Genomic DNA, 21,734 nt, shown 5'->3' on the forward strand with positions numbered 1-21,734 from the left:
ATAATGACAACAGAACAACTTTGGCAGCCGTCAGCAGATACCATCGCTGACGCCAATATGACGCACTTTTTACAGCAAGTTAATGCCGATCACCAACAGACGTTAGCCAACTACCACGATTTATATCAATGGTCGCTGGACGACAACGAAACCTTTTGGTCGATGATTTGGGATTATTTTCAGGTTATCGGCGATAAAGGCGCCACCGTGGTGAAGAATAAAGATAAGTTGCCGGGCGCTAAATGGTTCCCGCAAGCAAGCCTTAACTTTGCTGAAAACATGTTACGTCATCGTGATGACAAAGTTGCACTGGTGTTTCGCGGTGAAAATGGCGCCCGTCAGCAACTGACCTACAGTGAGCTTTACCAACAGGTGGCTCAATTTGCCGAGGGGCTTAAGCAACAAGGGGTTAGCAAAGGCGATCGCGTTGCCGCGATGATGCCAAACTGCATCGAAACTATCGTTGCCATGTTAGCTACCACTAGTCTTGGCGCTATCTGGTCGTCATGTTCACCCGACTTTGGTGTGCAGGGGGTGCTGGACCGTTTTGGTCAGATCGAGCCAAAAGTACTGCTGACGGTTGATGGTTATTTTTACAACGGCAAAAATCTTAATATCAAAGACAAAGTCGCGGATATCGTCAGTCAGCTAGATACTGTTGAGTGCGTGGTCGTTGTTAATTTCAGTGATCAATCCGACACCCTCGCCGGTGACACTGTGGTGGGCTACGATGCGTTTATTGATAATGACGCCCGCAACATTGAGTTTGTTACCACCGACTTTAATCACCCCCTGTATATCATGTTCTCGTCAGGCACCACCGGGGTTCCAAAGTGTATTGTGCACGGCGCTGGCGGTACCTTGTTACAGCATTTAAAAGAACACGGTCTGCACACCGATTTGCGTGCCGAAGATACCCTATTTTACTTCACCACCTGTGGCTGGATGATGTGGAACTGGTTAGTCAGCGGGCTGGCACACGGCGCCACCCTGGTACTGTTTGACGGTTCACCCTTTGCACCAGAGCCCGAATTTTTATGGGACGTTGCCGAGCAGGAAGGTATTACTGTGTTTGGCACCAGCGCTAAGTATTTGGCGGCACTGGAAAAAGCCGGCGTAAAACCGCGTGAATCACACCAATTAGATAAACTCCGTGCAATATTAACCACCGGCTCGGTACTACCGCCGGAAAGTTTCGATTACGTGTACCGCGATATCAAAACCGACCTCTGTTTATCATCGATTTCCGGCGGTACCGATATCGTCTCTTGTTTTGCACTGGGCTGCCCTATCCTGCCCGTTTACCGTGGCGAATTACAATGCCGCGGACTGGGACTTGCGGTTGCGATTTATAACGAGAATGGCGAGGCCATCCGCGGCAAAAAAGGTGAATTGGTGTGTGAAAACTCATTCCCCTGCATGCCGGTTGGATTTTGGAATGACGACGACGGCCAGCGGTACTTTAATGCCTACTTCGCGCGCTTTAAAAATACCTGGGCTCACGGTGACTTTGCCGAACTTACCGACCATGATGGTGTGATTATTTACGGCCGCTCTGATGCGGTGCTAAACCCGGGTGGCGTGCGTATTGGTACGGCGGAAATTTACCGCCAGGTAGAGAAGATAGATGCGGTGCTGGAAAGTATTGCTGTCGGCCAACAGATAGACGATGACGAACGCGTTGTGTTATTCGTTAAGTTGCGTGATGGCATCACTTTAGATGATGACTTACGTCAGCAAATAAAGAAAACCATCCGGGCAAACGCGACACCGCGCCACGTTCCCGCTATTATTTTACAAGTGCGTGACATCCCCCGCACAATCAGTGGTAAGATTGTTGAATTAGCGGTTCGTCAGGTGATCCATGGTGAAACCGTTAACAATACGGACGCTCTTGCAAACCCGGAAGCGTTAAACGAATTTCGCGATCGCCCGGAGCTGCAGCAAGAGTAATAATAAATCGTAGTTTTAAAAGGCCGTTATGACGTTATTTCCAGGGGCTAAACAAGTTCTACTGACCGCCTGCGCTGGCATTATTGTGTCACTTGCAGCGTTCGGCTATCTGCGCCAAAGCGAAAATGAAGCCGCCCGGGATGCACTGCAAACAGAGGCATTCAATCTACAGCGCGAAATACGTCAAAATATGACGGCGCACTTATTTGCAACTGAGTTATTGGCACGTGAATGGGAACAAAACCAACCTTCACTGGAGCAAAGTTGGCAACGTGACGCTGAACTAATCACGCTTTATTATCAAAGCGTACAGGGCCTTGCGTGGTTGTCCCCAACCCTGCAGATTCAACGCTTTTTCCCGCCAAGTCGCCAACCCCAACTGTTAGGGACGGTGTTTAAAGACTCAGATTTAGTTGAACGCCTGCAGATGTCTTCCGGTAACCGTCATGCCATGGTTGGAAGTGCCGGTAACTTAGGCCGCTTAAGCAGTGATGTTGCCATGTTTGCGCGCATAGAAAACGACGATAAACAGGGGTTTCTCGGCCTTATCATCAGTATGCAGGATCTACTCAATAACGTAATCCGCGGCAATATCAGTGAGGGTTTTCAGTTGTCACTGAACCACCAGGGCAAAACCCTCTATCAGTTTGCCGGTGACATGAGCCTGCGCGAAAGCTGGACGGAAACACGGCAGCTACAAATACTCGGGAACTCGTGGCAACTCAATATCTGGCTCACGTCGAATAAACTGGCGCAGCTTCGCGGTGGTGTTTCTATCGCCATCCTGCTTGCCGGTTTATTGATTACTGCAATGCTCACCTTCGTGATTTTTATTCTCGCGCAAAGTCGCTATAAAGCACAACAGCTGGCCGATGCAAATATTGAGCTTTACACCGAAATTGATGAACGTGAGCGCATCGAAAAACAAATGGCTTACCTGGCCGAGCACGATGCACTGACTAATCTGATTAACCGTAACGCTTTGATGCGTATTCTTAATGAGCAATTAAAAAATACTGAACTCAGCGCCAACAGCGCCATTCTTTTTATCGACCTGGATCGGTTTAAAGAAGTTAACGATGCCTTAGGCCATACCGTTGGTGACGAGCTATTACGCCGGGTCGCGCGCCGTATTAGTAAGTTGGCGCCGAAAAACTCCCGGCTGGCTCGTTCCGGCGGCGATGAATTTCTGCTGGCTATTTTAAAACCCGACAATCGCCAGCAGGTTATTGACCTGACACAACAGTTACTTAAAGCGCTTGATTCGCACTTTTTTGTTGATGATTACGAATTATTTATCAGCGCGTCCATCGGTATTGCCTTTGCCAATGATGCAGATTTTAATGCCGAATACTTAATTCGTAATGCCGACACCGCACTTTATCAAGCCAAGGACAACGGTCGTAATACCTATCACTTATATAATAAAGCAGTGCACCGTGATTTAGCGAAAAAGCTGGAGCTGGTTAAACAACTTCGTTATGCGGTAGAAAACGAGTCTTTAGTTGTTTATTACCAGCCCAAAGTGGAATTACTGAGCCACCGTATTGTTGGTTTAGAAGCCTTAGTCAGATGGGTTCAGGAAGACGGTACCGTGATCGGCCCTGATCAATTTATTCCGATAGCCGAAGATACCGGACTTATTATTCCATTATCAGAATTTGTCTTAAAAGAAGCCTGTAATCAATTACATCATTGGCATAAAGCGGGCTTTGAAGACCTCACCATGGCGATTAATATTTCCGGCAAACAGCTACATCTTCCGCACTTAGTTGATGACATTATGAGTACCGTGCACGGCGCGCAAGTTCCGGCTGATAAAATTGAATTAGAATTAACGGAACAAGTCTTTATCGAAAACATTCAATCGCATACCAACTTTATGCACGCGGTACGTGACAATGGTATGAGTTTGGCTATCGATGACTTTGGTGTGGGTTATTCATCATTATCTTATTTAAAAAACTTTCCGGTAACCTCGTTAAAAATTGACCGCTCATTTATTAACGACCTGCCAGATAATGAAGATGATGCTGTGATCGTTCAAACGATTATTAATTTAGCCAGAAACTTAAATATTCAATTAGTTGCTGAGGGTATCGAAACCTCTGAGCAAGTCGACTTTTTAATGAGTCGCGAGTGCGGCGTTGGGCAGGGTTATTTGTTTAGTCGCCCATTACCGGCAGAAAAAATCACCGAATTACTCGAAAATTATCACGGGCTGATCCCAATTCAGATCGCTTAGTGGAGGGGAGGTAAACGTGGAACGTGAAAGCATGGATTTTGATGTTGTTATTGTTGGCGCTGGTCCGTCAGGTCTTGCCACAGCATGCCGCTTAGGTCAGCTGGCAAAAGACAATGATCAAGAACTAATGATTTGTGTGGTCGAAAAAGGCGCTGACATCGGTGCCCATATATTATCCGGCGCCGTATTCGAGCCGCGTGCAATGAATGAACTTTTTCCCGACTGGAAAGAGCGCGGAGCACCACTCAATACTGCCGTGACCGGCGATGAGATTTTATTGCTGAAAGACCACCAAAGCGCGTCTCAGTTACCGGGCTTTGCAGTGCCTAAAACGTTCCATAATAAGGGCAATTATATTGTCAGTATGGGCAACATATGCCGTTGGCTGGCGGAGCAGGCGGAGCAATTGGGCGTAGAAATATTCCCCGGCTTTGCTGCCAGCGAAGTGCTTTACAATGAGGACGGTAGTGTCGCTGGTATTCAAACCGGTGACATGGGCGTTGGCGCCGATGGCAGTGAAAAAGACGGTTATATGCCGGGTATGGAATTACGGGCAAAGTATACCGTTTTTGCAGAAGGCTGCCGTGGCCACTTAGGTAAGCAACTCATTAATCAGTTCCAGCTGGATAAAGACAGTACACCGCAACATTATGGTCTTGGCTTTAAAGAGATCTGGGACGTACCTGCCGATGTTCATGAGCCGGGTAAAGTGGTTCACAGCGCGGGTTGGCCATTAAACGATAACGGTTCTGGCGGTGGTTATTTATACCACGCTGAAGATGGCCAGGTTTATGTAGGTTTGATCATCGACCTTAATTACAAAAATCCGTACCTGAACCCATTCCAGGAGTTTCAACGCTATAAAACACATCCGGCAATAAAAGCTGTATTGGAGAACGGTAAACGTGTCAGTTATGGCGCCCGCGCAATTGCTAAAGGCGGCTATTACTCGCTACCTAAAATGACATTCCCCGGTGGCTTGATGGTGGGCTGTAATGCCGGCACCCTGAATTTTGCTAAGATTAAAGGTAATCACACCGCAATGAAGTCCGGCATGATTGCCGCAGAATCAATCTTTAATGCATTGCAGAGCGAACAGCAACATACCGAGTTAACCGATTTTACCCAGGCATTTGAGCAATCCTGGGCATTTGATGAATTGTATCGCTCACGTAATTTCGGTGGTGCTATTCATAAGCTGGGTACAACGCTTGGCGGCGCTTATAATATGTTGGACCAAAATTATTTTGGCGGCAAACTACCGTTCAAATTTAAAGAATGGACACCAGATTATAAATGCACAGAAAAATCGGCTCAGCACCAACCTATTGAATATCCTAAACCGGATAATAAATTAACCTTTGATCGACTGTCATCGGTATTTTTATCGAATACTAATCATGCCGAAGATCAACCTTGTCATCTACAGTTAAAAGATGCAGATATTCCATTAACGGTCAATCTGCCCGAGTTCGCTGAGCCTGCACAACGCTATTGCCCTGCTGGTGTTTACGAAGTTGTAGAAGAAGATGGCAAAGAAGTATTTAAAATAAATGCACAAAACTGCATTCACTGCAAAACCTGTGATATTAAAGACCCGTCGCAGAATATTAATTGGGTTGTTCCCGAAGGTGGTGGTGGCCCCACCTACCCTAATATGTAATTGTGCTTTTGTATTACAACTGTTTATACCATTTAAAAACGAGCTGCGGCTCGTTTTTTTATTTAATAGCCTATAATATAAACGCCTGTTAGTTTCATAATAAAACCGATAGTTTAAGGACTAAAATACATGAGTGACTTTATTCGAATTATTAATCACGAACGTCGCTTAAATGCGGCATTAAAAGACTTATCAATTGACGAATTAAAAGAAGTTCAACACAAACTGAATAATGTCGTTAATAAACGCGAAGCAGAGGCCGAAGAACTTGAACGTGAGCGTCAGCAAAAACGCGAGAAAATTGCTGAACTGAAACGCACGATGCAGGAAGCCGGCATTGATATTTCTGACATTCTGGAAGACGAAATTGGTGGTAAGCCAATCGCAAAAGCCAGCCGCAAACGCGCCCCCAAACCACCAAAATACGAATTTACCGACGAAAATGGTGATCGTAAAACCTGGACTGGCCAGGGCCGCATGCCCAAAGCCCTGCAAAAAGCGGTGGATAACGGTCGTCCATTAAGCGACTTTCTGATACGCTAAGGCTTAATTTAGTGAAATTGGGATGGCATTAGGTAGCAAAAGCAATGACAAAAAAACTAAAAATAATCATGCTAACTGCTGTGCTTTCGGTATTTACTGTCGGTTGTGCTGACATATCCTGGCAAAGTCCGTTTGACGTCGGTAAACCGGTCGCGGGGGGTAACAACTCCCCTGCCGTTACTGACCCCGATGACATTGATGTTATTGAAGGCTCGGTGCCATCCAATTATCGCATATTGAGTGTGGTTACCGGCGATAGCTGTCAGACACGTTTAGACCAACCCGCGGCATCTAAACAACAAGCATTGCAGTTTTTGCGGGAAGATGCTGCTCGCTTCGGTGCTGACAGTGTACTGCAACTGCAATGCTACCAATTACCGAAAACAGCTGACTCGCGTTGCTACACTCAGGTCAGCTGTTTTGCCAAAGCGGGTACAACTGCGCGCTAATTGTTGATTACTTAAGGCCTTTGACGTTTAAACGCGCTTCGCCAACCCCAACGTCGGCAGTTAATCGATACTGGCCATTACCATGCGCATCAGACTCTGAACTGACCATCGCGCGAGTGGTTTCGTTTTTGCCCTGACTGAAGCCGGTAATTTTGCTATCACCAATCCCTGCATCAATACTTATCCGGGCAATGTCTTCACCATAAACATCAAGATTGATCTCACCAACACCCAGGTCAAAACTACTGTGTGTGGTATAAATTTCACCGCTTATTTCGCCCACACCCATATCAACGCTGATTTCCGCAACTTTAGGCATGGTTATGCGCCAGTGCGCCTGCACATCTTCGTCAGGCTCAATTGACAGACGCAGTTGTTCACCAGACCAGTCACTGACAAGGTCGACCGCGTAAACATCCCCACCACCGTAAAAGAAGCCGTCGTCAGTTTCCTTGATAGTCAGTTCAATTACCATTTGATCGGTTTCACCGCGTATAAACTCGATTTCGCCGACCGAGTTATCAATGCTTATTTCGGTGGTTTGCGATACCGTAAATTGATGCTGCGATACCACTTCTTCTTTGGCGCAAGCCGCCGAACTCAGTGTTACCAAACCAATTAATCCAATTGCTATCGGCCATACTTTTTGCTTAAACATGCTACAGATTCCTTTTTGTTCTTTTATCCAACAAATTGATTAAGTTAGTCAGTGCGTGTTATTAAGTCAGTCGCCATGACATTCAAAATAGTTGGAGCAATCTGTGTGCCAATTTAATTTATTTATATTTTTCAGTGGGTTATGATTAAATCGACCACCCACGACAGCATGAGCATGGTGAATAACATCATTATCTAGCGAAAAAAGCGAAATTTTACTTTAATCCGTTAATGGACAATATTGTGCAACCTATAGCGTTAATAACATCACCCTTTACCGACAAGTTTAGTATTCCCAGACAACCGGGATTAGCGCCCTCTGTTATCAGCACCGTGTCGTTTGTCGGTGACTTTGACCATGCTGCCAGTATCGAGGGCATACAACAGTACTCTCACTTGTGGCTAATATTTGAGTTTAACCAGCACCGCAGCCACCAATGGCGTGAACGTGTTCGGCCACCCCGTTTGGGCGGCAACAAGCAGTTGGGCGTATTTGCGACGCGGTCGCCCTTTCGGCCGAATAACCTGGGTATGTCGGTAGTAAAACTTGTCGATGTTGTCGTTAAACCGCAAGTAAAGTTGGTTGTATCAGGTGCTGATCTGCTCGACCAAACTCCCATCGTGGACATCAAGCCTTATGTTCCTTACGTCGACGCGATACCCGAAGCAAGTAGTGCGTTTGCCGGCGATGAACCCAACCAGCTTGAGGTCTGTTTTAGTGCAATAGCAGAAGCCTTTATTGATGAGCTAACCAGCAATGCGGCAAAGTCTGAACACTATCAAAACCTGCGCCAGGTTATCATTGAGGTTCTTCGCCAGGACCCCCGCCCTGCTTACCATGCCAGCAAACAACCTGAGCGACATTACGTCAGTCAGCTGTATGATCTTGAACTTAACTGGTACGTTACCGGCCAATGCCTGACAATAACCGAAATACGTCAGCAAAAAGACTTTTGACAAGCGGCAGACACTGTTAAACTTCGGCCTAATTTTTTCGGGTTAAATAAAACGAGACTAAGACATCATGCGCAGCAGCCAATATTTACTGTCTACCCTAAAGGAAACCCCGTCTGATGCGGAGATCATCAGCCATCAATTGATGCTTCGTGCGGGCATGATCCGTAAAGTGGCATCGGGTTTATATACCTGGACGCCCAGTGGTTTACGCGTGCTGCGTAAAGTAGAGAAAGTCGTACGCGAAGAAATGGAAGCCGTTAATGCGCTGGAAATTCTGATGCCGATGGTACAGCCGGCAGACTTATGGCAGGAATCAGGTCGCTGGGAAGACTACGGTCCGGAATTGCTGCGTCTGAAAGATCGCCACCAACGCGACTTTTTGCTGGGGCCAACACACGAAGAAATAATCAGTGAACTGGTGCGCAAAGAAATCAGCAGCTATAAACAGCTACCATTGACTCTATTCCAAATACAAACCAAGTTCCGTGACGAAATTAGACCCCGCTTTGGCGTGATGCGCGCGCGGGAGTTTGTGATGAAGGATGCCTACTCGTTTCATTTAACGCAAGAATCGTTACAACAAGCTTACGATCAAATGTATCAGGCTTATTGTCGTATTTTTGAGCGGCTGGGACTGGATTACCGACCTGTTATCGCAGACACCGGTTCTATCGGTGGTCACTCATCGCACGAGTTTCACGTATTAGCCAGCTCCGGCGAAGATGCTATCGCGTTTTCAGACCAATCGGATTACGCTGCCAATGTCGAAATGGCGGAGGCGTTAGCGCCGACAACTGAACGCGCTGCGCCGACTATGGAGCTGCAGCGTCACGATGTAAAAGGTGATGATCTTGCGGCATTGTTGCAACCTTTGTCAGTGGATGCTCAACAGGCGGTAAAATGCGTTGTCGCACAAGCCAGCGATAACGTCGAAGCAGAGTATGTGTTGTTAGTTGTTCGTGCCGATCACGAACTCAATACCATTAAAGCCGAAAAGCACCCGGCAGTGGCCAGCCCAATTAATTTGCTCGACAACCATAAGCTAACTGGTGTGCACAGTGTATTTACCGGGCCAACCCAATTTGACGGCCTTGTTATAGCTGACCACTCGGCGGCAAACCTGGCTGATTTCGCCTGTGGCGCCGGCGAAAACGGTGTCTGGTTAACCGGTGTTAACTGGCAACGCGATGCGTCGTTGAGCGAAGTTGCCGATCTGCGTAACGTGGTTGAGGGCGACCCCAGCCCCTGTGGTCAGGGTCAGCTTAAAATTGCCCGCGGTATCGAAGTCGGTCATATATTCCAGCTCGGTAAAAAATACAGTGACGCGATGAAGGTTGGTGTATTGTCAGAAACCGGCAAACACGAAACTCTCACCATGGGCTGTTACGGTATTGGCGTATCGCGTATCGTGGCGGCGGCAATTGAGCAACACCATGATGACCGTGGTATTCAGTGGCCGGATAATTTGGCGCCATTCCAGGCCGTGTTGATCCCCATGAATATGCACAAGTCAGCTCGTGTTCAGGAAACGACCGAGAAGCTATACGCAGCCTTGCAAGACGCTGGTATCGATGTGTTATTCGATGACCGTAAAGAGCGTCCCGGCGTTATGTTTACCGATATGGAGCTGGTGGGTATCCCTCATCAAATCGTTATTGGCGAACGTAACCTGGATGAAGGGATGGTTGAGTATCAGTCACGCAAAGGCGGTGACAAGGTTAAATTAAGCATTGATGACGTTGTTTCTCATCTGCAACAACAACTCGCGTAATTTAGCCTAACAATGCGAAAATAATGCGCAAATAAAAACGGAGCCTGATGGCTCCGTTTTTTTATCAAAATCTTTCGGCTTAACTCTCTTGCCCGGCAAGTGGCTCAACATAGTGCAAGTGCATGTCCCACGGAAAATGAATCCAGGTGTCTTGTTCTAAGTCAGCAACATAGTCATCAACTAAGTCAATACCCGCGGGCTTTGCATAGACTGTAATGAACTTGGCTTTAGGCAACCGTTGACGTAAAAACTTTAATGTATTACCGGTATCGACCAGGTCATCAACAACCAGAAAACCTTCACCGTCGTTGGTTGCGGTCACGTCTTTTAATACGTTCAGGTCATCGCGTTGTTCATTATGGTCATAAGAACTTACCGAGACACAATCAACCGTACGTAAGTTTAATTCCCGTGCGATGATAGCACCCGGAACCAGGCCGCCGCGGCTAACTGCAATAACGCCCTTGTACTGCTCTGCCGGTAACTGGCGATGTGCCAGCTCTTTGGTGGCGCGATGCAGTTCTTCCCAGGAAACGAAAAATTCTCTATTTGAGTGCCATCCCATAATATTCTTATCCTAACCAAATGAATTTAGCGATAAACAGTAAGCCTAAAACCACCACACTGGGGTTAAGTTCCCGGTAGCGGCCAGCTAAGAATTTTACCACGACGTAACTAATAAAACCTAATGCGATACCATCGGCGATAGAATAGGTTAACGGTGTCATCAATAACACAACCGCTACCGGCGCAGCTTCGGTAATATCTTCCCACTGCACGTCTTTAAGGGTAAACAACATCAATACCGCGACATAAATGATCGCACCGGCTGTTGCATAGGGCGGTATCATGCCCGCTAAAGGCGCAAAAAACATCGCCAGCAAAAATAAAATACCAACAGTTACCGCTGCCAATCCGGTTTTACCGCCTGATGCAACACCGGCTGCAGACTCGATATAACTAGTTGTCGTCGATGTCCCCATCACCGAGCCGGCTACCGTCGCGGTACTGTCTGCCATTAACGCTTTCTCCAGGCGCGGCATATGGCCATCAGCTTTGGCGATCCCGGCGCGTTGCGCCACCGCCAGCAAGGTCCCTGAGGTATCAAACAAGTCGACAAACAGGAACGCAAAAATAACTGACAACATGCCTAAATCGAAAGCCGCAGCAATATCCATTTGCATAAAGGTTGGGGCCAGCGATGGTGGCATCGAGACAATGCCCTCATAGTCGACCAGTCCCAACATCAACGCAATGGCCGATATTAGCAAGATGCTAATCAAGGCTGCGCCCTGGATCTGCCGCGCAACCAAACCAATAATCAGAAAGAAGCCGGCCGCAGCCAGCAGTACCGAGGTATCGCCCAAATCTCCCAACGCCACCATGGTTGCGTCGCTGGCTACAATTATGTTGGCGTTTTTTAGACCAATTAGCGCAAGAAACGCACCGATACCGGCCGCAATTGCTAGTCGCAGCGTGGTTGGAATAGATTTTATAATCCACTCCCTGACGCGAAACGCCGATAACAGAAAGAAGATAATACCGGAGAAAAACACCGCTCCCAGAGCCGTTTGCCAGGTATAGCCCATGCCAAACACCACCGTGTAGGTAAAAAAGGCGTTTAACCCCATACCCGGCGCCAATGCGACTGGATAGTTAGCCCATAGTCCCATGATCAGGCAACCTATAGCCGCCGCCAGACAGGTGGCCACAAACACGGCACCATAGTCCATACCGGTTTCACTTAAAATCGACGGGTTCACAAAAATAATGTAGGCCATGGTTAAGAAGGTCGTGATACCCCCAATAACCTCGGACTTAACAGAACTACCCTGCGCGTTAATTTTGAACAGCCGCTCGAGTAGGTTATTTGACGGATCCGATTGCTTCATGAACGATTCCCATAAAATGGCGTTGTCATAAGAAGCGGCGTATTCTATCCTATCGAGCCCAAACTTTGAACGAAAGAGAGCATTATGCCGACTGTTTATTTTATCGATGCTGATGGCAATCAATTTGAAGCAGAAGCTGAAGTGGGTAGTAACGTAATGGAAACTGCCGTCGACAACTTTATTGACGGGATCGTGGGCGAATGCGGCGGGGTTTTGTCCTGCGCTACCTGTCACTGCTATGTTGACGAAAAATGGATGGACAAGCTAGAACCTGCATCTGAGCAGGAAGAAGACATGCTTGATATGGCGATGGAGCCAAAAGACAACAGCCGCCTGAGCTGCCAAATAGAAATGACTGATGCACTCGACGGACTGGTTGTACACTTACCCAAGTCTCAGTTTTAAACAGACTGGTTAGTCAATACTCTGCAAACGCACCAGCACTTCATCGTGATAGCCGGTGATAACAGCAATTAAGCCTGACCATTCCTGGTCTAGTTGTTCATCACCGGAATCTATTAATAAGGGTCTGCCCTTTAATGCTTCCAGCTTGGCTTTGGTGGCGACCAGCCAGACATTTTCACGGCCAATGTGACGCAAAATACGCGCACTCAGCTGTTGATTACCACGCCCCAGAATATGCCCCTGTCCACCAATAACCGTGATCACTAGTTTTATTGTTCCCGGCGCCTGAGCTGACACTTTTTCAAACAGTTCGTTTTCAGTGAGATCATTAGCCAGCACAGTTTCGTTATGCACCCAATCCACCCCTAACAGGGTATTATCGAGTCCCATGTCTTCCATTATTGCTGCCACCGTGGAGCCGGAGCCCATTACCAGGTAGTGATCATCGGTGCGCTCAATAATTTCGGCAGCAATATCAGCCAGTACCAATTCGTCACTCTCAACGCCCCCCATTTTTACCGCTTGCACATACTCGAGTTCTGCGGGTATCAACATCTCGCCAAAGCGTCGTGCTTTAACCTTGCCCCGGCGGAACAACTCCTCGTCGATATCCATGACATCGGCATGTTTTAAACTCGATAACTGACCGTTTATGACGCGCTCGACTACACGCCCGGCGGCTTTGGGGCTAACCGCATAAACACCGGAGTGGATTTTAACGCCGGCGGGTATACCCAGCACCAGCTGCTGCTCATCTATCGCTTTAAAAACGTCTCTCGCGGTGCCATCGCCGCCGGCAAACAACAACAGATCGATAGCCTGTTGTTGCAGTGCATCAACAGCCTGCTGAGTATCCTCAGCGCTCGATTCATCGCCGTTTGGGGTGTAAGCAATACTAAAATCAAAGCCCAGTTGCGCTAACGTATCCGCGCCCATGGCTCCTGCACAGGTAACGAACTGGATCTGATCAGCATAGGGTTTTAACAGCGTTAACGCCTGCTGCACGCGCTGCTGAGCTCTGGGCTCTGCACCCAGTGCCAATGCTCTTTCGCGGGTTTCTTTGCCATCACTGCCCTTGAGAGCTACAGCGCCCCCAAGGCCAGCAAATGGGTTAATGATTAAACCGACAACTAAACGGCTTTTTGACATTATTCGTTATTTTCCTCGGCTTCTTCCTGAATCGCTTCACCTGCAGACTCAATATCTTCACCCGCCCCCTCGATGGTGGCACAGCTGGCTAAACCGAACATCATCAGTACCATTAAACTACGACGTAACATAGTGTCTCTCCTTGTAACTAAACTTGCGTGGATAGTTGCTCAACCTTGTCCAATGTAGGCCATGGTCTGTTGTAGTAGTGACAGAGTGCTTTTGCGAAAACTTCCGCACGTGTCGGTATTTTAGTACGGTAAAAACGCAAAAGTTGATCTTTTACAGCCGCTGTAAAGGCCGCACGGTCTACTTCAATTCCCGATAAATTATCAACGCTGACCTGAAAATTCGTGCCCGCACATAACGAAAACAACCATTCCAGCGCCTGCGGCTTGCGCTCTACCTGTTCAAATGCCTGCTGCTGCCTCTCATCGCGGCCGTCGGGTTCGTACCAATAACCATAATCAAAAATCTGTCGCCGCACCCGCCCGGCTATGCACCAGTGACTAATTTCATGCAGCGCAGAAGCATAAAAACCATGCGCAAAAACAACCCGGTGATGAGCATGCTGCTGACCTGCAGGGCAATAATAGGGTTCGTCTTCGCCGGCGACTAAAATTGTGTTTTCGGTGTTTTCGAAGCACTGATTAAAAACATCAATTAACTGCTGATAGTGATGCTGTTTAGTCATCATTACTACCCTGACGCAGCAACCTATGGTGCCATAATATTGGGTGTATTCGGGCTCACGTCGGCATTCTGTGCGCGCTGGCGTAGCCAATGGTCAACCAACACTAACGCGGTCATCGCTTCCACAATAGGCACTGCCCGGATACCTACGCAAGGGTCATGGCGGCCTTTAGTAACGATCGCTTCAGCTTCGCCGTGGCGATTGATGGTATCACCGGAAACACTAATGCTTGACGTAGGTTTAAACGCAACGTCCGCGGTTAGCGCCTGTCCGGTGCTGATACCACCTAACACACCACCGGCATGATTAGAGCGGAAACCGTCAGGCGTCATTTCGTCGCGATGTTCACTGCCACGCTGATTAACAACATCAAAACCATCCCCTATCGATACCGCTTTGGCGGCGTTAATGCTCATCAGGGCTTTAGCCAGATCCGCGTCGAGCCGATCAAACACCGGCTCACCCCAGCCCGGCGGTAACCCTGTTGCCTGCAGGTGAATCCTGGCACCAATCGAGTCCCCTTCTTTGCGGAGCTGGCGTATTAATTGGTCGTAATGTTCTACTGCTAACTTACACGGGCTGAAGAAATCGTTATTATGCACTTCGTTCCAGTCCAGCTGCTGTGCGGTAACGGTACCCATTTGCACCAGCCCGGCACGGATGGTAACGCCTAACTGACTCAGTAACTTCGCCGCAATGGCGCCGGCAGCCACCCGCATCGCGGTCTCGCGCGCCGATGACCGTCCGCCGCCGCGATAGTCTCTCACACCGTACTTGTGCTGATAGGTATAATCGGCATGGCCCGGACGAAATGAGTCTTTGATATTAGAGTAATCCTGGCTTCGTTGGTCAGTATTGCGAATTAATAACCCTATCGGTGTGCCGGTAGTTTTGCCTTCAAATACCCCGGATAAAATTTCCACCTGGTCGGCTTCGCGGCGAGCGGTGGTATAGCGGTTTGAGCCGGGTTTTCTGCGATCCAGCGCTTGTTGTATATCGGCTTCGGTTAATGCCAGCCCCGGCGGACAGCCATCAACCACAGCCCCCAGCGCAGCGCCATGACTTTCGCCAAAGGTACTGACCCGAAACAATTCACCCCAGCTACTACCTGCCATAACGACTCCGATGCTCGACTAACTGTTGGCGTGACAAAACAAAAACACCATCACCACCGCGTTCGAACTCTACCCAGACAAAACCGGTGTCAGGATATTTATCATTCAACGCCGGCATTGAGTTGCCCACCTCGCAGATTAACAAACCGTTGTCGGTCAGATAATCAGCGGCCTGCAACAACATCTTATCGACCAGCTCCAGACCATCATTACCCGCTGCCAAACCTAACTCCGGTTCATGCCGGTATTCGTCGGGAAGGTCAGCCATATCGTCTGCATCCACGTAGGGCGGATTGGTTACTATCAAGTCGTAGCGTTCACCGGTTAAGTTGTTGAACAAGTCAGATTGCAACGGCACGACTTGCTGTTGCAAGCCGTGTTGTTCGATATTCTGTTCGGCTACCGCGAGCGCATCGGCCGACAAATCAGCGGCATCAATTTGCGCTTCCGGGAAGGCATAGGCGCAAGCGATGGCAATGCAGCCACTACCGGTGCACAAATCCAGAATACGCTGAGGCTGATGTTGCAACCAGGGTTGAAAACCTGTTTCGATCAATTCGGCGATGGGCGAGCGAGGCACCAATACCCGTTCGTCAACGTAAAATGGCAGACCCGCAAACCAGGCTTGATGAGTTAGGTAAGCAGCTGGTTTACGCTGTTCAATACGTTGTTTCAGCAGCGCCAGATAGGCGGCCTTTTCGTCGCGGGTCAAACGGCAGTGGCGGGCATCGAGTAACTCGTCTGGTGTAAGCTGCGTGACGTGACCGAGTAATGCGCGCGCTTCTTCCACAGCATTGGCATTACCATGACCAAAGAAGAGCTGTTGTGACAGCATCTGGCTGACACTCCAGCGTAATAAATCGTCGATGCTGTGCAGATCCTGCAAGGCGTTTTCAATAGTTGATGGGCTCAACGCTGTCTCCACGATTAACTTGTTCAGTGGGTTTATGTGTTAGCATATTAGGGTAACTGAAAAAGGCCATAGAATCATCTACCATGAGCAGGTTTAAATCATCCAATAAAATGAACAACGCGGCTATCGAGGCGGAAGATAGTGCACTATTCCGTGACGCCGTAAAGGGTACTCAGACACTTGCCAATGACACCATCGAGCCGCTGCCGGCAAAGGACAAGGTTAAGCGCAAGCAACAGCAGGCCAAAGCTCATCCTGAGGCGCAAACCAGCCGCGCGGCCAGCGACTTTTTTTCGGATGAATTTAAGGGCTATATAGAAGACGGCACGGTTAAGTACATTGCTGAAGGCGAATCACACTACCTACTTAAACAACTGCGTCGTGGTGACTATGCTCCCGACATGTTGCTAGACTTGCACGGTTTAACGCTTGCAGCGGCCAAGCAGGAGCTCGCGGCCATGCTTAAAGCCTGCGAGCAACAGCTAATCGAATGCTGCTGCATTATGCATGGCCATGGTAGTGGTAAATTGAAGCACCAGGTTCCGCATTGGCTAATACAATATCCACGTTTGCGGGCTTTCCATCAGGCGCCCAAAGAATGGGGCGGAGATGCTGCAATTATCGTTTTGCTCCAACGTGACGACTAGCCGCCGTCAGATTTAACCGGCACAACGCTCAGCAACCATTAATTGCTCAAACTGCCCGCGTTGGGTATGAGGATCAAACTCCATCACAGCGATAGCCGCTGTCGGGAAAATTGGCGGCTGCTTGTTACGGTCGATCTCGTGTACCAGGTAGCTCACTAATGGCATATGAGAAACTACCAGCACCTGCTGGTAATCATTGGCTTCGATTTCGGCTGCAATAGCCGCTAACGCCAGGCTCGGCTCTGAGTCAGGCGTTAATTCATGCAGATTATTACGTTGTCGGGTTTTGATGCGGCCCATGGCAACAGTGCCGGTTTGCTGGGCGCGGATGTAAGGGCTGATAAGGCAAGCGTCTAATTCGCCGGCCTGTTCTGCCAGCCATTGCGACGTCGTTGCTACTTCCTGCTCACCCTCGGGTGTCAGTCTGCGATCACTGTCGGCACTGGCTGATAACGGTAACACGGCATGACCATGACGCATGATGTATAACCGCATGACTACTCCTTACTTCGTTGCCGACGTTTGGCGTCGGGTCTGCCGCCGGTCACTTTGTCCGCACGACCTTCTTCTTTGGCTCGTTCAGCACGACGTTTCCTGACTGCCTTAGGGTCGGCAATTAAGGGGCGGTAAATCTCGATACGATCGCCGTCGCGCGGTGTCGCATCAAGTTTACTTGCCTTATTCCAGATACCGACCTTTTGCTGCGTTAAGTCGATATCAGCAAAATGTGATTTAATTCCGGACTGCTCAATACATTGCTCAACGGTGGTACCTGCAGCCACCTGCACCGTCAGAATTAACTGTTTATCCGGTGTCGCGTAGGCGACTTCTACCGTCAGCATTAGCTATACACCTGTTTAGCGCGTTGCACAAACGCATCAACCATACGTCCAGTTATTTCACTAAAAATCTTACCAAATGCCATGCCCAGCAACCGACTCGAGAACTCAAAGTCCAGCTCGAACTGAATCTTGCAGGCGTCATCAGCTAATGGCACAAACGTCCAGCCCCCACCGAGCTGTTTAAACGGCCCGTCGACCAACTGCATATCAATGCGCTCAGGCGGCAGCAGCTGATTACGGGTAGTAAAGCTCTTACGAATCCCCGCCTTGCTGATATCCAACGTCGCGACTTTGTAGTCGTCACCCTGTTCTCTAACACGTGACGCAACGCAACCGGGGACAAATTGCGGATAAGATTCTATATCATTGACTAAATCAAACATTTGTTGCGCACTGTACGAAACCAACGCGCTTTTCTCGATTCTGGGCATGATTTTCCTACTGCCAAATTCGGTTTGCGCAATAATAACGCAATCTGTCAGCCTTTCTAGTCCTGAAAGCAATTTTCTTTTAGCGAATCATGAGTATAATAGCGCCCATGAGTAAAAATAAACCACAACAATCCAGCGGCACCATCGCGTTAAACAAAAAAGCGCGCCACGAATATTTTCTTGAAGAAAAGTTTGAGGCGGGAGTGAGTTTACAAGGATGGGAAGTCAAAAGTATCCGCGCCGGCAAAGCTAACATTCGCGATAGCTACGTCATTATCAAAGATGGCGAAGCTTATTTGCTGGGGGCCGAAATTCAACCGTTGAATCAGGCATCAAGCCATGTTTATTGCGAGCCTGATCGTAGCCGCAAGCTATTATTAAAGCGCAAAGAGCTCGATAAACTCATCGGCGCTGCTGAGCGTGAAGGCTATTCGATCGTTGCAACAGCGATGTATTGGCGAGGCCCCTGGGTAAAAATCGAGTGTTGGCTGGCCAAAGGTAAAAAGTCACATGACAAGCGTGACACGATAAAAGAACGCGATTGGCAGCGGCAAAAGTCGCGCATCATGAAACATTCCGTACGCTAGGTTATCGGCGAGGTTTCGGTACTAACCCAAAAACTACCGTCTATCTCGCCGCCACTGCGTCCCACTATTCTCTCTGCCCAAGATCGGCGGGGTATAAACAACCGCCAACGCAGCGAATCGGCGGTTGTATCGTCAATAGCAAAAGACCACACAATACCGCTAGCTTGCTGGCTCAACTCTAGTTCCTGTACATTCGGCATTCGCTCCAGTTGCATAGCCAACGATCGTATTAAATTTCGGCGGTCGACAATTCCGTCAGTAAAGTTCATTAGTGCCAGCCACTGTAGCTGACGTTGCTGCATCGCAATGTGCAGCCATTGAGCAGCTAAAAGCAAACTGAATAAGGTTAAACTGACCAGCACAAACCCGCGTTGTCGTGACATCCTCGTCATTTATTGCAGCTGCACTCGCTGCAGGCGCAGCAGGTTACGCAACAGCTCATCGTTAGTTCGATCTAATTGCCCTAGTTCACTGCGCGCCTGCATCAACGTGTTGGTGGTTTGCCTTAACTTAACCAAGGTCAGGTTATGCCAACTAAATTTATCGTTGGGTGCCAGCGACAGTGCCTGTCGATAAGCGTTTTCTGCCGCATCAAGGCGTTGTTGACGGAACTGGATGTTACCCATGAGTCGCCAGCTTTGTAAGCTGTGTAGCTGGCGTGAATGCAGCTGATTCAGTTGCTGCTCCGCAGCCAGCAAATCACCGCTCAGATACCAGTCTTTAGCTGCCTGATAGGTCTGTTGTTGCTGTTGATACTGCTGAACCGTCGCCTGACAACCAACAATCAGTAGCAATGGCAATAGCAAAGTCAGGTAGTTGAATTTTTGAGTCCGAGTCATTTGTTGGCGCTCCCTGCCGAATAAAAGTTAAAGGTTTACCCCGCCAGCACTGAAACGGCCAGGGGCTAAAAGAGGTCAATTCCAGAATACTCTCGCACCCAGAAAAATACCGAACCTGGTTTGGACATACGTGCCTTTCCACTTGCCTGATACGATGCTCTGCATCAAGTCCAATAACATCGATTGGCGCCTTCATTCCAAAGGTATGGATACTGCGGCAGCGCGGAAACCAATAGCCCTGAGACGCTGCCGGTTCAGGCTCATTAATCAATCCCCATAAGCGCTGTCGAAAGGTAGTCATCAGGTAGACATGAGGTAACAGGATAATTTGTGACATGATTACAGTCCACCTTCACTAAGCTGCAATACGATAGGGCCTAAGATCACTAAAAAATTCACTGGAAAAAAGCAGGTCATTAACGGAAACAGCAATTTAACGGGAGCTTCCTGTGCGCGCTTTTCTGCCTCGTTAAGCAACTGCTGTCGCATTTGCAACGAGTGAAACCTTAACGTGGTGACCAGGCTACTGCCCTGCTGATGTCCCTGAATTAACAGCCCTGTCCACTCGTTCAGTAATGCCAGTCGATAACGGTCTGCCAGCCGTTGCAATGCTTCGTTAAATGGTACGCCCTGACGTAGCTGCGCATTAGCACGGGCTATTTCGCTGGCCAGACGTCCCCCTTCGCAAGCGCTTGATACACGCGCCATTGCCGGAATCAAAGGGATGCCCGCTGCAATCATCATCGCTAAAAGGTCACAAAAATCGGGGAGTTCCTTAACGATTGCCTGTTGCTTTAGCTTAAATCGGTTCTGGTTTCTGCTCACCTGCAACAGCAACCCCAGTAAACAGCCAAAAACCCACAGCACCTGACCAGTAGTAACACTCAGCACAGCGCAACCCAGCAACGCAACCACCCACAAACTCATGGTTCGATGCAGATTCGATCGGTGCCCCTCGCTATCAAACAAGCGACTCAATTTTGTCATCAGTTTTGTCGGTAACCTACGCCATACCGCTTCGCTTAAACGATCCAGCTTTGGCACCAGCGCCAGCCAAATCCATAGTTTCCACAATAAATAAGTGAGTAACAGCAGGCATATAAAGACCAATGGAAAAACAATAACTAACATCAGAAGTCATCCGTATTGAGGATTTTTTTCATCATCCAGCCACCGATGATCATCAATACACCGGCTGCCACCAACATCAGTTGCCCAACTAAGGTTCCGGTAAGCATAGCGATGTGATCCGGCTTCATACTGCGTAGCAAAAAGAATAGTGCGATCGGCATTAACACCAGTACTCTCGCTTGCATCTTTGCCTGCGATGACAGGGTCGCCTGTCGTTCTCTGATATGCTCTTGCTTTTGCAAGTTTTCTGCTAAGCGCATCAGCAGCTCAGATTGCTGACCGCCGCTGCGAAAGCCCAGAATTAAAGACTGCACCACCATCTTTACCGAAAAAATGGGCACTCGCTGCTGCCACCCCAACAGCGCCTGCTCTAAGTCCTGGCCAAGTTTTACCTGACGCAGAACTTCGTTAACCTCTTGCCCCAGTGGCGCAGGAATTTCGCCTTTTAAGCCATTGATGCCGTTAGCCATACTAATACCGCTGCGAAGTTGATTACTTAACGTCACTAACATTGGTGGCAACTGCTTTTGTAATGCCCGATAGCGACGCTTTAGTAACCATTTAAAGGCAACAGGTGGGGCAATTAGCACCACCACAAAACAGCTCAGCGCACTCAACCAGTCTCCCAATAGCCACCCCATCAGAGGCGCCATAACGCAAAGGGATAGATACAAGCGCACTAAAATAGTAGCCGGCAAAAACAGGAAGAACTCTTGCAAAGAACGTTGGGTATTGGATTCCAGCGTGCCTTCCAGTTTTTTTATGCGCTGCCTGTTAAATTGAATCAGCAACGAACACCAAAAAACCGTGCTTAACAACAGGCAAAAGGCAACCAGCAGCTGCAATATCAC

At 48.6% G+C, this 21,734-nt stretch carries 26 protein-coding genes; 10 read left to right on the top strand and 16 right to left on the bottom strand.

The annotated features are described in order from the left end of the window. Positions 1–3 precede the first annotated feature (3 nt). From KZ771_RS06110 to rcsF, 5 genes are all read left to right on the top strand, one after another. Positions 4–1,953: an acetoacetate--CoA ligase gene (locus KZ771_RS06110; protein ID WP_290654673.1), complete on the top strand. Its 1,950-nt coding sequence runs from the start codon at positions 4–6 to the stop codon at positions 1,951–1,953. 28 nt (positions 1,954–1,981) lie between these two features. Beyond that, positions 1,982–4,198: an EAL domain-containing protein gene (locus KZ771_RS06115; RefSeq protein ID WP_290654674.1), complete on the top strand. Its 2,217-nt coding sequence runs from the start codon at positions 1,982–1,984 to the stop codon at positions 4,196–4,198. 16 nt (positions 4,199–4,214) lie between these two features. Further along, positions 4,215–5,861: an electron transfer flavoprotein-ubiquinone oxidoreductase gene (locus KZ771_RS06120; protein WP_290654675.1), complete on the top strand. Its 1,647-nt coding sequence runs from the start codon at positions 4,215–4,217 to the stop codon at positions 5,859–5,861. 129 nt (positions 5,862–5,990) lie between these two features. Then, complete coding sequence (locus KZ771_RS06125; protein WP_133540517.1) at positions 5,991–6,404, top strand: H-NS family nucleoid-associated regulatory protein; 414 nt, start codon at positions 5,991–5,993, stop codon at positions 6,402–6,404. A gap of 44 nt (positions 6,405–6,448) precedes the next feature. Then, complete coding sequence (gene rcsF, locus KZ771_RS06130) at positions 6,449–6,853, top strand: Rcs stress response system protein RcsF (protein WP_133540516.1); 405 nt, start codon at positions 6,449–6,451, stop codon at positions 6,851–6,853. Between the two features lie 7 nt (positions 6,854–6,860). Here the strand turns inward: rcsF and KZ771_RS06135 are convergent, their stop codons facing one another. After that, positions 6,861–7,511: a hypothetical protein gene (locus KZ771_RS06135; RefSeq protein WP_290571862.1), complete on the bottom strand. Its 651-nt coding sequence runs from the start codon at positions 7,509–7,511 to the stop codon at positions 6,861–6,863. A 242-nt stretch (positions 7,512–7,753) separates the two neighbouring features. Here KZ771_RS06135 and tsaA point away from each other — a divergent pair, with 242 nt between their 5' ends. Both tsaA and KZ771_RS06145 read left to right on the top strand, forming a co-directional pair. Beyond that, positions 7,754–8,467: a tRNA (N6-threonylcarbamoyladenosine(37)-N6)-methyltransferase TrmO gene (tsaA, locus tag KZ771_RS06140; protein ID WP_290571860.1), complete on the top strand. Its 714-nt coding sequence runs from the start codon at positions 7,754–7,756 to the stop codon at positions 8,465–8,467. A 67-nt stretch (positions 8,468–8,534) separates the two neighbouring features. Then, positions 8,535–10,238: a proline--tRNA ligase gene (locus KZ771_RS06145; RefSeq protein WP_290654676.1), complete on the top strand. Its 1,704-nt coding sequence runs from the start codon at positions 8,535–8,537 to the stop codon at positions 10,236–10,238. A gap of 79 nt (positions 10,239–10,317) precedes the next feature. Here KZ771_RS06145 and gpt read toward each other — a convergent pair whose 3' ends face one another. Both gpt and KZ771_RS06155 read right to left on the bottom strand, forming a co-directional pair. Beyond that, positions 10,318–10,803 carry a xanthine phosphoribosyltransferase gene (gene gpt / locus KZ771_RS06150; RefSeq protein WP_133539195.1) on the bottom strand — a complete coding sequence of 162 codons (486 nt, stop codon included), beginning with the start codon at positions 10,801–10,803 and terminating at the stop codon, positions 10,318–10,320. Between the two features lie 7 nt (positions 10,804–10,810). Next, complete coding sequence (locus tag KZ771_RS06155; protein WP_133539194.1) at positions 10,811–12,130, bottom strand: NCS2 family permease; 1,320 nt, start codon at positions 12,128–12,130, stop codon at positions 10,811–10,813. An 84-nt stretch (positions 12,131–12,214) separates the two neighbouring features. Here KZ771_RS06155 and KZ771_RS06160 point away from each other — a divergent pair, with 84 nt between their 5' ends. Continuing rightward, a complete protein-coding gene (locus KZ771_RS06160; protein ID WP_290571279.1) occupies positions 12,215–12,535 on the top strand; it encodes a 2Fe-2S iron-sulfur cluster-binding protein in 321 nt (106 codons plus the stop codon). A 9-nt stretch (positions 12,536–12,544) separates the two neighbouring features. Here KZ771_RS06160 and KZ771_RS06165 read toward each other — a convergent pair whose 3' ends face one another. From KZ771_RS06165 to prmB, 5 genes are read right to left on the bottom strand one after another with little or no spacing between them, the layout of a single operon-like run. Next, on the bottom strand, positions 12,545–13,684 hold the full coding sequence (locus KZ771_RS06165) for an ATP-NAD kinase family protein (RefSeq protein ID WP_290654677.1): 1,140 nt from the start codon (positions 13,682–13,684) through the stop codon (positions 12,545–12,547). Further along, positions 13,684–13,815: an entericidin A/B family lipoprotein gene (locus tag KZ771_RS06170; protein WP_133539191.1), complete on the bottom strand. Its 132-nt coding sequence runs from the start codon at positions 13,813–13,815 to the stop codon at positions 13,684–13,686. The genes KZ771_RS06165 and KZ771_RS06170 overlap by 1 nt, the downstream gene beginning before the upstream one ends. 17 nt (positions 13,816–13,832) lie before the next feature. After that, a complete protein-coding gene (locus KZ771_RS06175; protein WP_290654678.1) occupies positions 13,833–14,381 on the bottom strand; it encodes an elongation factor P hydroxylase in 549 nt (182 codons plus the stop codon). Between the two features lie 20 nt (positions 14,382–14,401). Further along, positions 14,402–15,493 (bottom strand): chorismate synthase, encoded by a 1,092-nt coding sequence (aroC, locus tag KZ771_RS06180; protein WP_290571286.1) that lies wholly within the window; start codon positions 15,491–15,493, stop codon positions 14,402–14,404. Further along, positions 15,483–16,406, bottom strand: a complete 924-nt coding sequence (prmB, locus tag KZ771_RS06185) for a 50S ribosomal protein L3 N(5)-glutamine methyltransferase (protein WP_290654679.1) — start codon at positions 16,404–16,406, stop codon at positions 15,483–15,485. Before prmB ends, aroC begins: the two co-directional genes overlap by 11 nt. 83 nt (positions 16,407–16,489) lie before the next feature. Here prmB and smrB point away from each other — a divergent pair, with 83 nt between their 5' ends. Then, positions 16,490–17,053, top strand: coding sequence for an endonuclease SmrB (smrB, locus tag KZ771_RS06190; RefSeq protein ID WP_290654680.1), 564 nt, complete (start codon positions 16,490–16,492; stop codon positions 17,051–17,053). Positions 17,054–17,065: 12 nt separating this feature from the next. On the opposite strand, the gene sixA is transcribed toward smrB, so the two are convergent. Genes sixA through KZ771_RS06205 form a run of 3 tightly spaced genes read right to left on the bottom strand, consistent with a single transcriptional unit; the run spans position 17,066 to position 18,326 of the window. Next, positions 17,066–17,548 carry a phosphohistidine phosphatase SixA gene (gene sixA, locus KZ771_RS06195; RefSeq protein ID WP_290654681.1) on the bottom strand — a complete coding sequence of 161 codons (483 nt, stop codon included), beginning with the start codon at positions 17,546–17,548 and terminating at the stop codon, positions 17,066–17,068. Between the two features lie 2 nt (positions 17,549–17,550). Beyond that, positions 17,551–17,895 carry an RnfH family protein gene (locus KZ771_RS06200; RefSeq protein ID WP_290654682.1) on the bottom strand — a complete coding sequence of 115 codons (345 nt, stop codon included), beginning with the start codon at positions 17,893–17,895 and terminating at the stop codon, positions 17,551–17,553. Next, positions 17,895–18,326: a type II toxin-antitoxin system RatA family toxin gene (locus KZ771_RS06205; RefSeq protein WP_133539184.1), complete on the bottom strand. Its 432-nt coding sequence runs from the start codon at positions 18,324–18,326 to the stop codon at positions 17,895–17,897. The genes KZ771_RS06200 and KZ771_RS06205 overlap by 1 nt, the downstream gene beginning before the upstream one ends. A 107-nt stretch (positions 18,327–18,433) precedes the next feature. Here KZ771_RS06205 and smpB point away from each other — a divergent pair, with 107 nt between their 5' ends. Next, on the top strand, positions 18,434–18,913 hold the full coding sequence (gene smpB / locus KZ771_RS06210) for an SsrA-binding protein SmpB (protein ID WP_133539183.1): 480 nt from the start codon (positions 18,434–18,436) through the stop codon (positions 18,911–18,913). On the opposite strand, the gene KZ771_RS06215 is transcribed toward smpB, so the two are convergent. The 5 genes from KZ771_RS06215 to KZ771_RS06230 are packed head-to-tail and all read right to left on the bottom strand — an operon-like array spanning position 18,910 to position 21,734. After that, the gene (locus KZ771_RS06215; RefSeq protein ID WP_290654683.1) at positions 18,910–19,305 is read right to left on the bottom strand and encodes a hypothetical protein; all 396 of its coding nucleotides are present in this window, start codon (positions 19,303–19,305) and stop codon (positions 18,910–18,912) included. The genes smpB and KZ771_RS06215 overlap by 4 nt on opposite strands. Then, positions 19,306–19,752 (bottom strand): tetratricopeptide repeat protein, encoded by a 447-nt coding sequence (locus KZ771_RS06220; RefSeq protein WP_290654684.1) that lies wholly within the window; start codon positions 19,750–19,752, stop codon positions 19,306–19,308. Then, a complete protein-coding gene (locus KZ771_RS14320; RefSeq protein WP_365996649.1) occupies positions 19,634–20,089 on the bottom strand; it encodes a DUF192 domain-containing protein in 456 nt (151 codons plus the stop codon). The genes KZ771_RS06220 and KZ771_RS14320 overlap by 119 nt, the downstream gene beginning before the upstream one ends. Positions 20,090–20,091: 2 nt before the next feature. Then, positions 20,092–20,883 carry a type II secretion system F family protein gene (locus KZ771_RS06225; RefSeq protein WP_290654685.1) on the bottom strand — a complete coding sequence of 264 codons (792 nt, stop codon included), beginning with the start codon at positions 20,881–20,883 and terminating at the stop codon, positions 20,092–20,094. Further along, the gene (locus tag KZ771_RS06230; protein ID WP_290571304.1) at positions 20,883–21,734 is read right to left on the bottom strand and encodes a type II secretion system F family protein; all 852 of its coding nucleotides are present in this window, start codon (positions 21,732–21,734) and stop codon (positions 20,883–20,885) included. The genes KZ771_RS06225 and KZ771_RS06230 overlap by 1 nt, the downstream gene beginning before the upstream one ends.

It is taken from the genome of Idiomarina sp. (assembly GCF_019431395.1).
GTDB lineage: Bacteria > Pseudomonadota > Gammaproteobacteria > Enterobacterales > Alteromonadaceae > Idiomarina.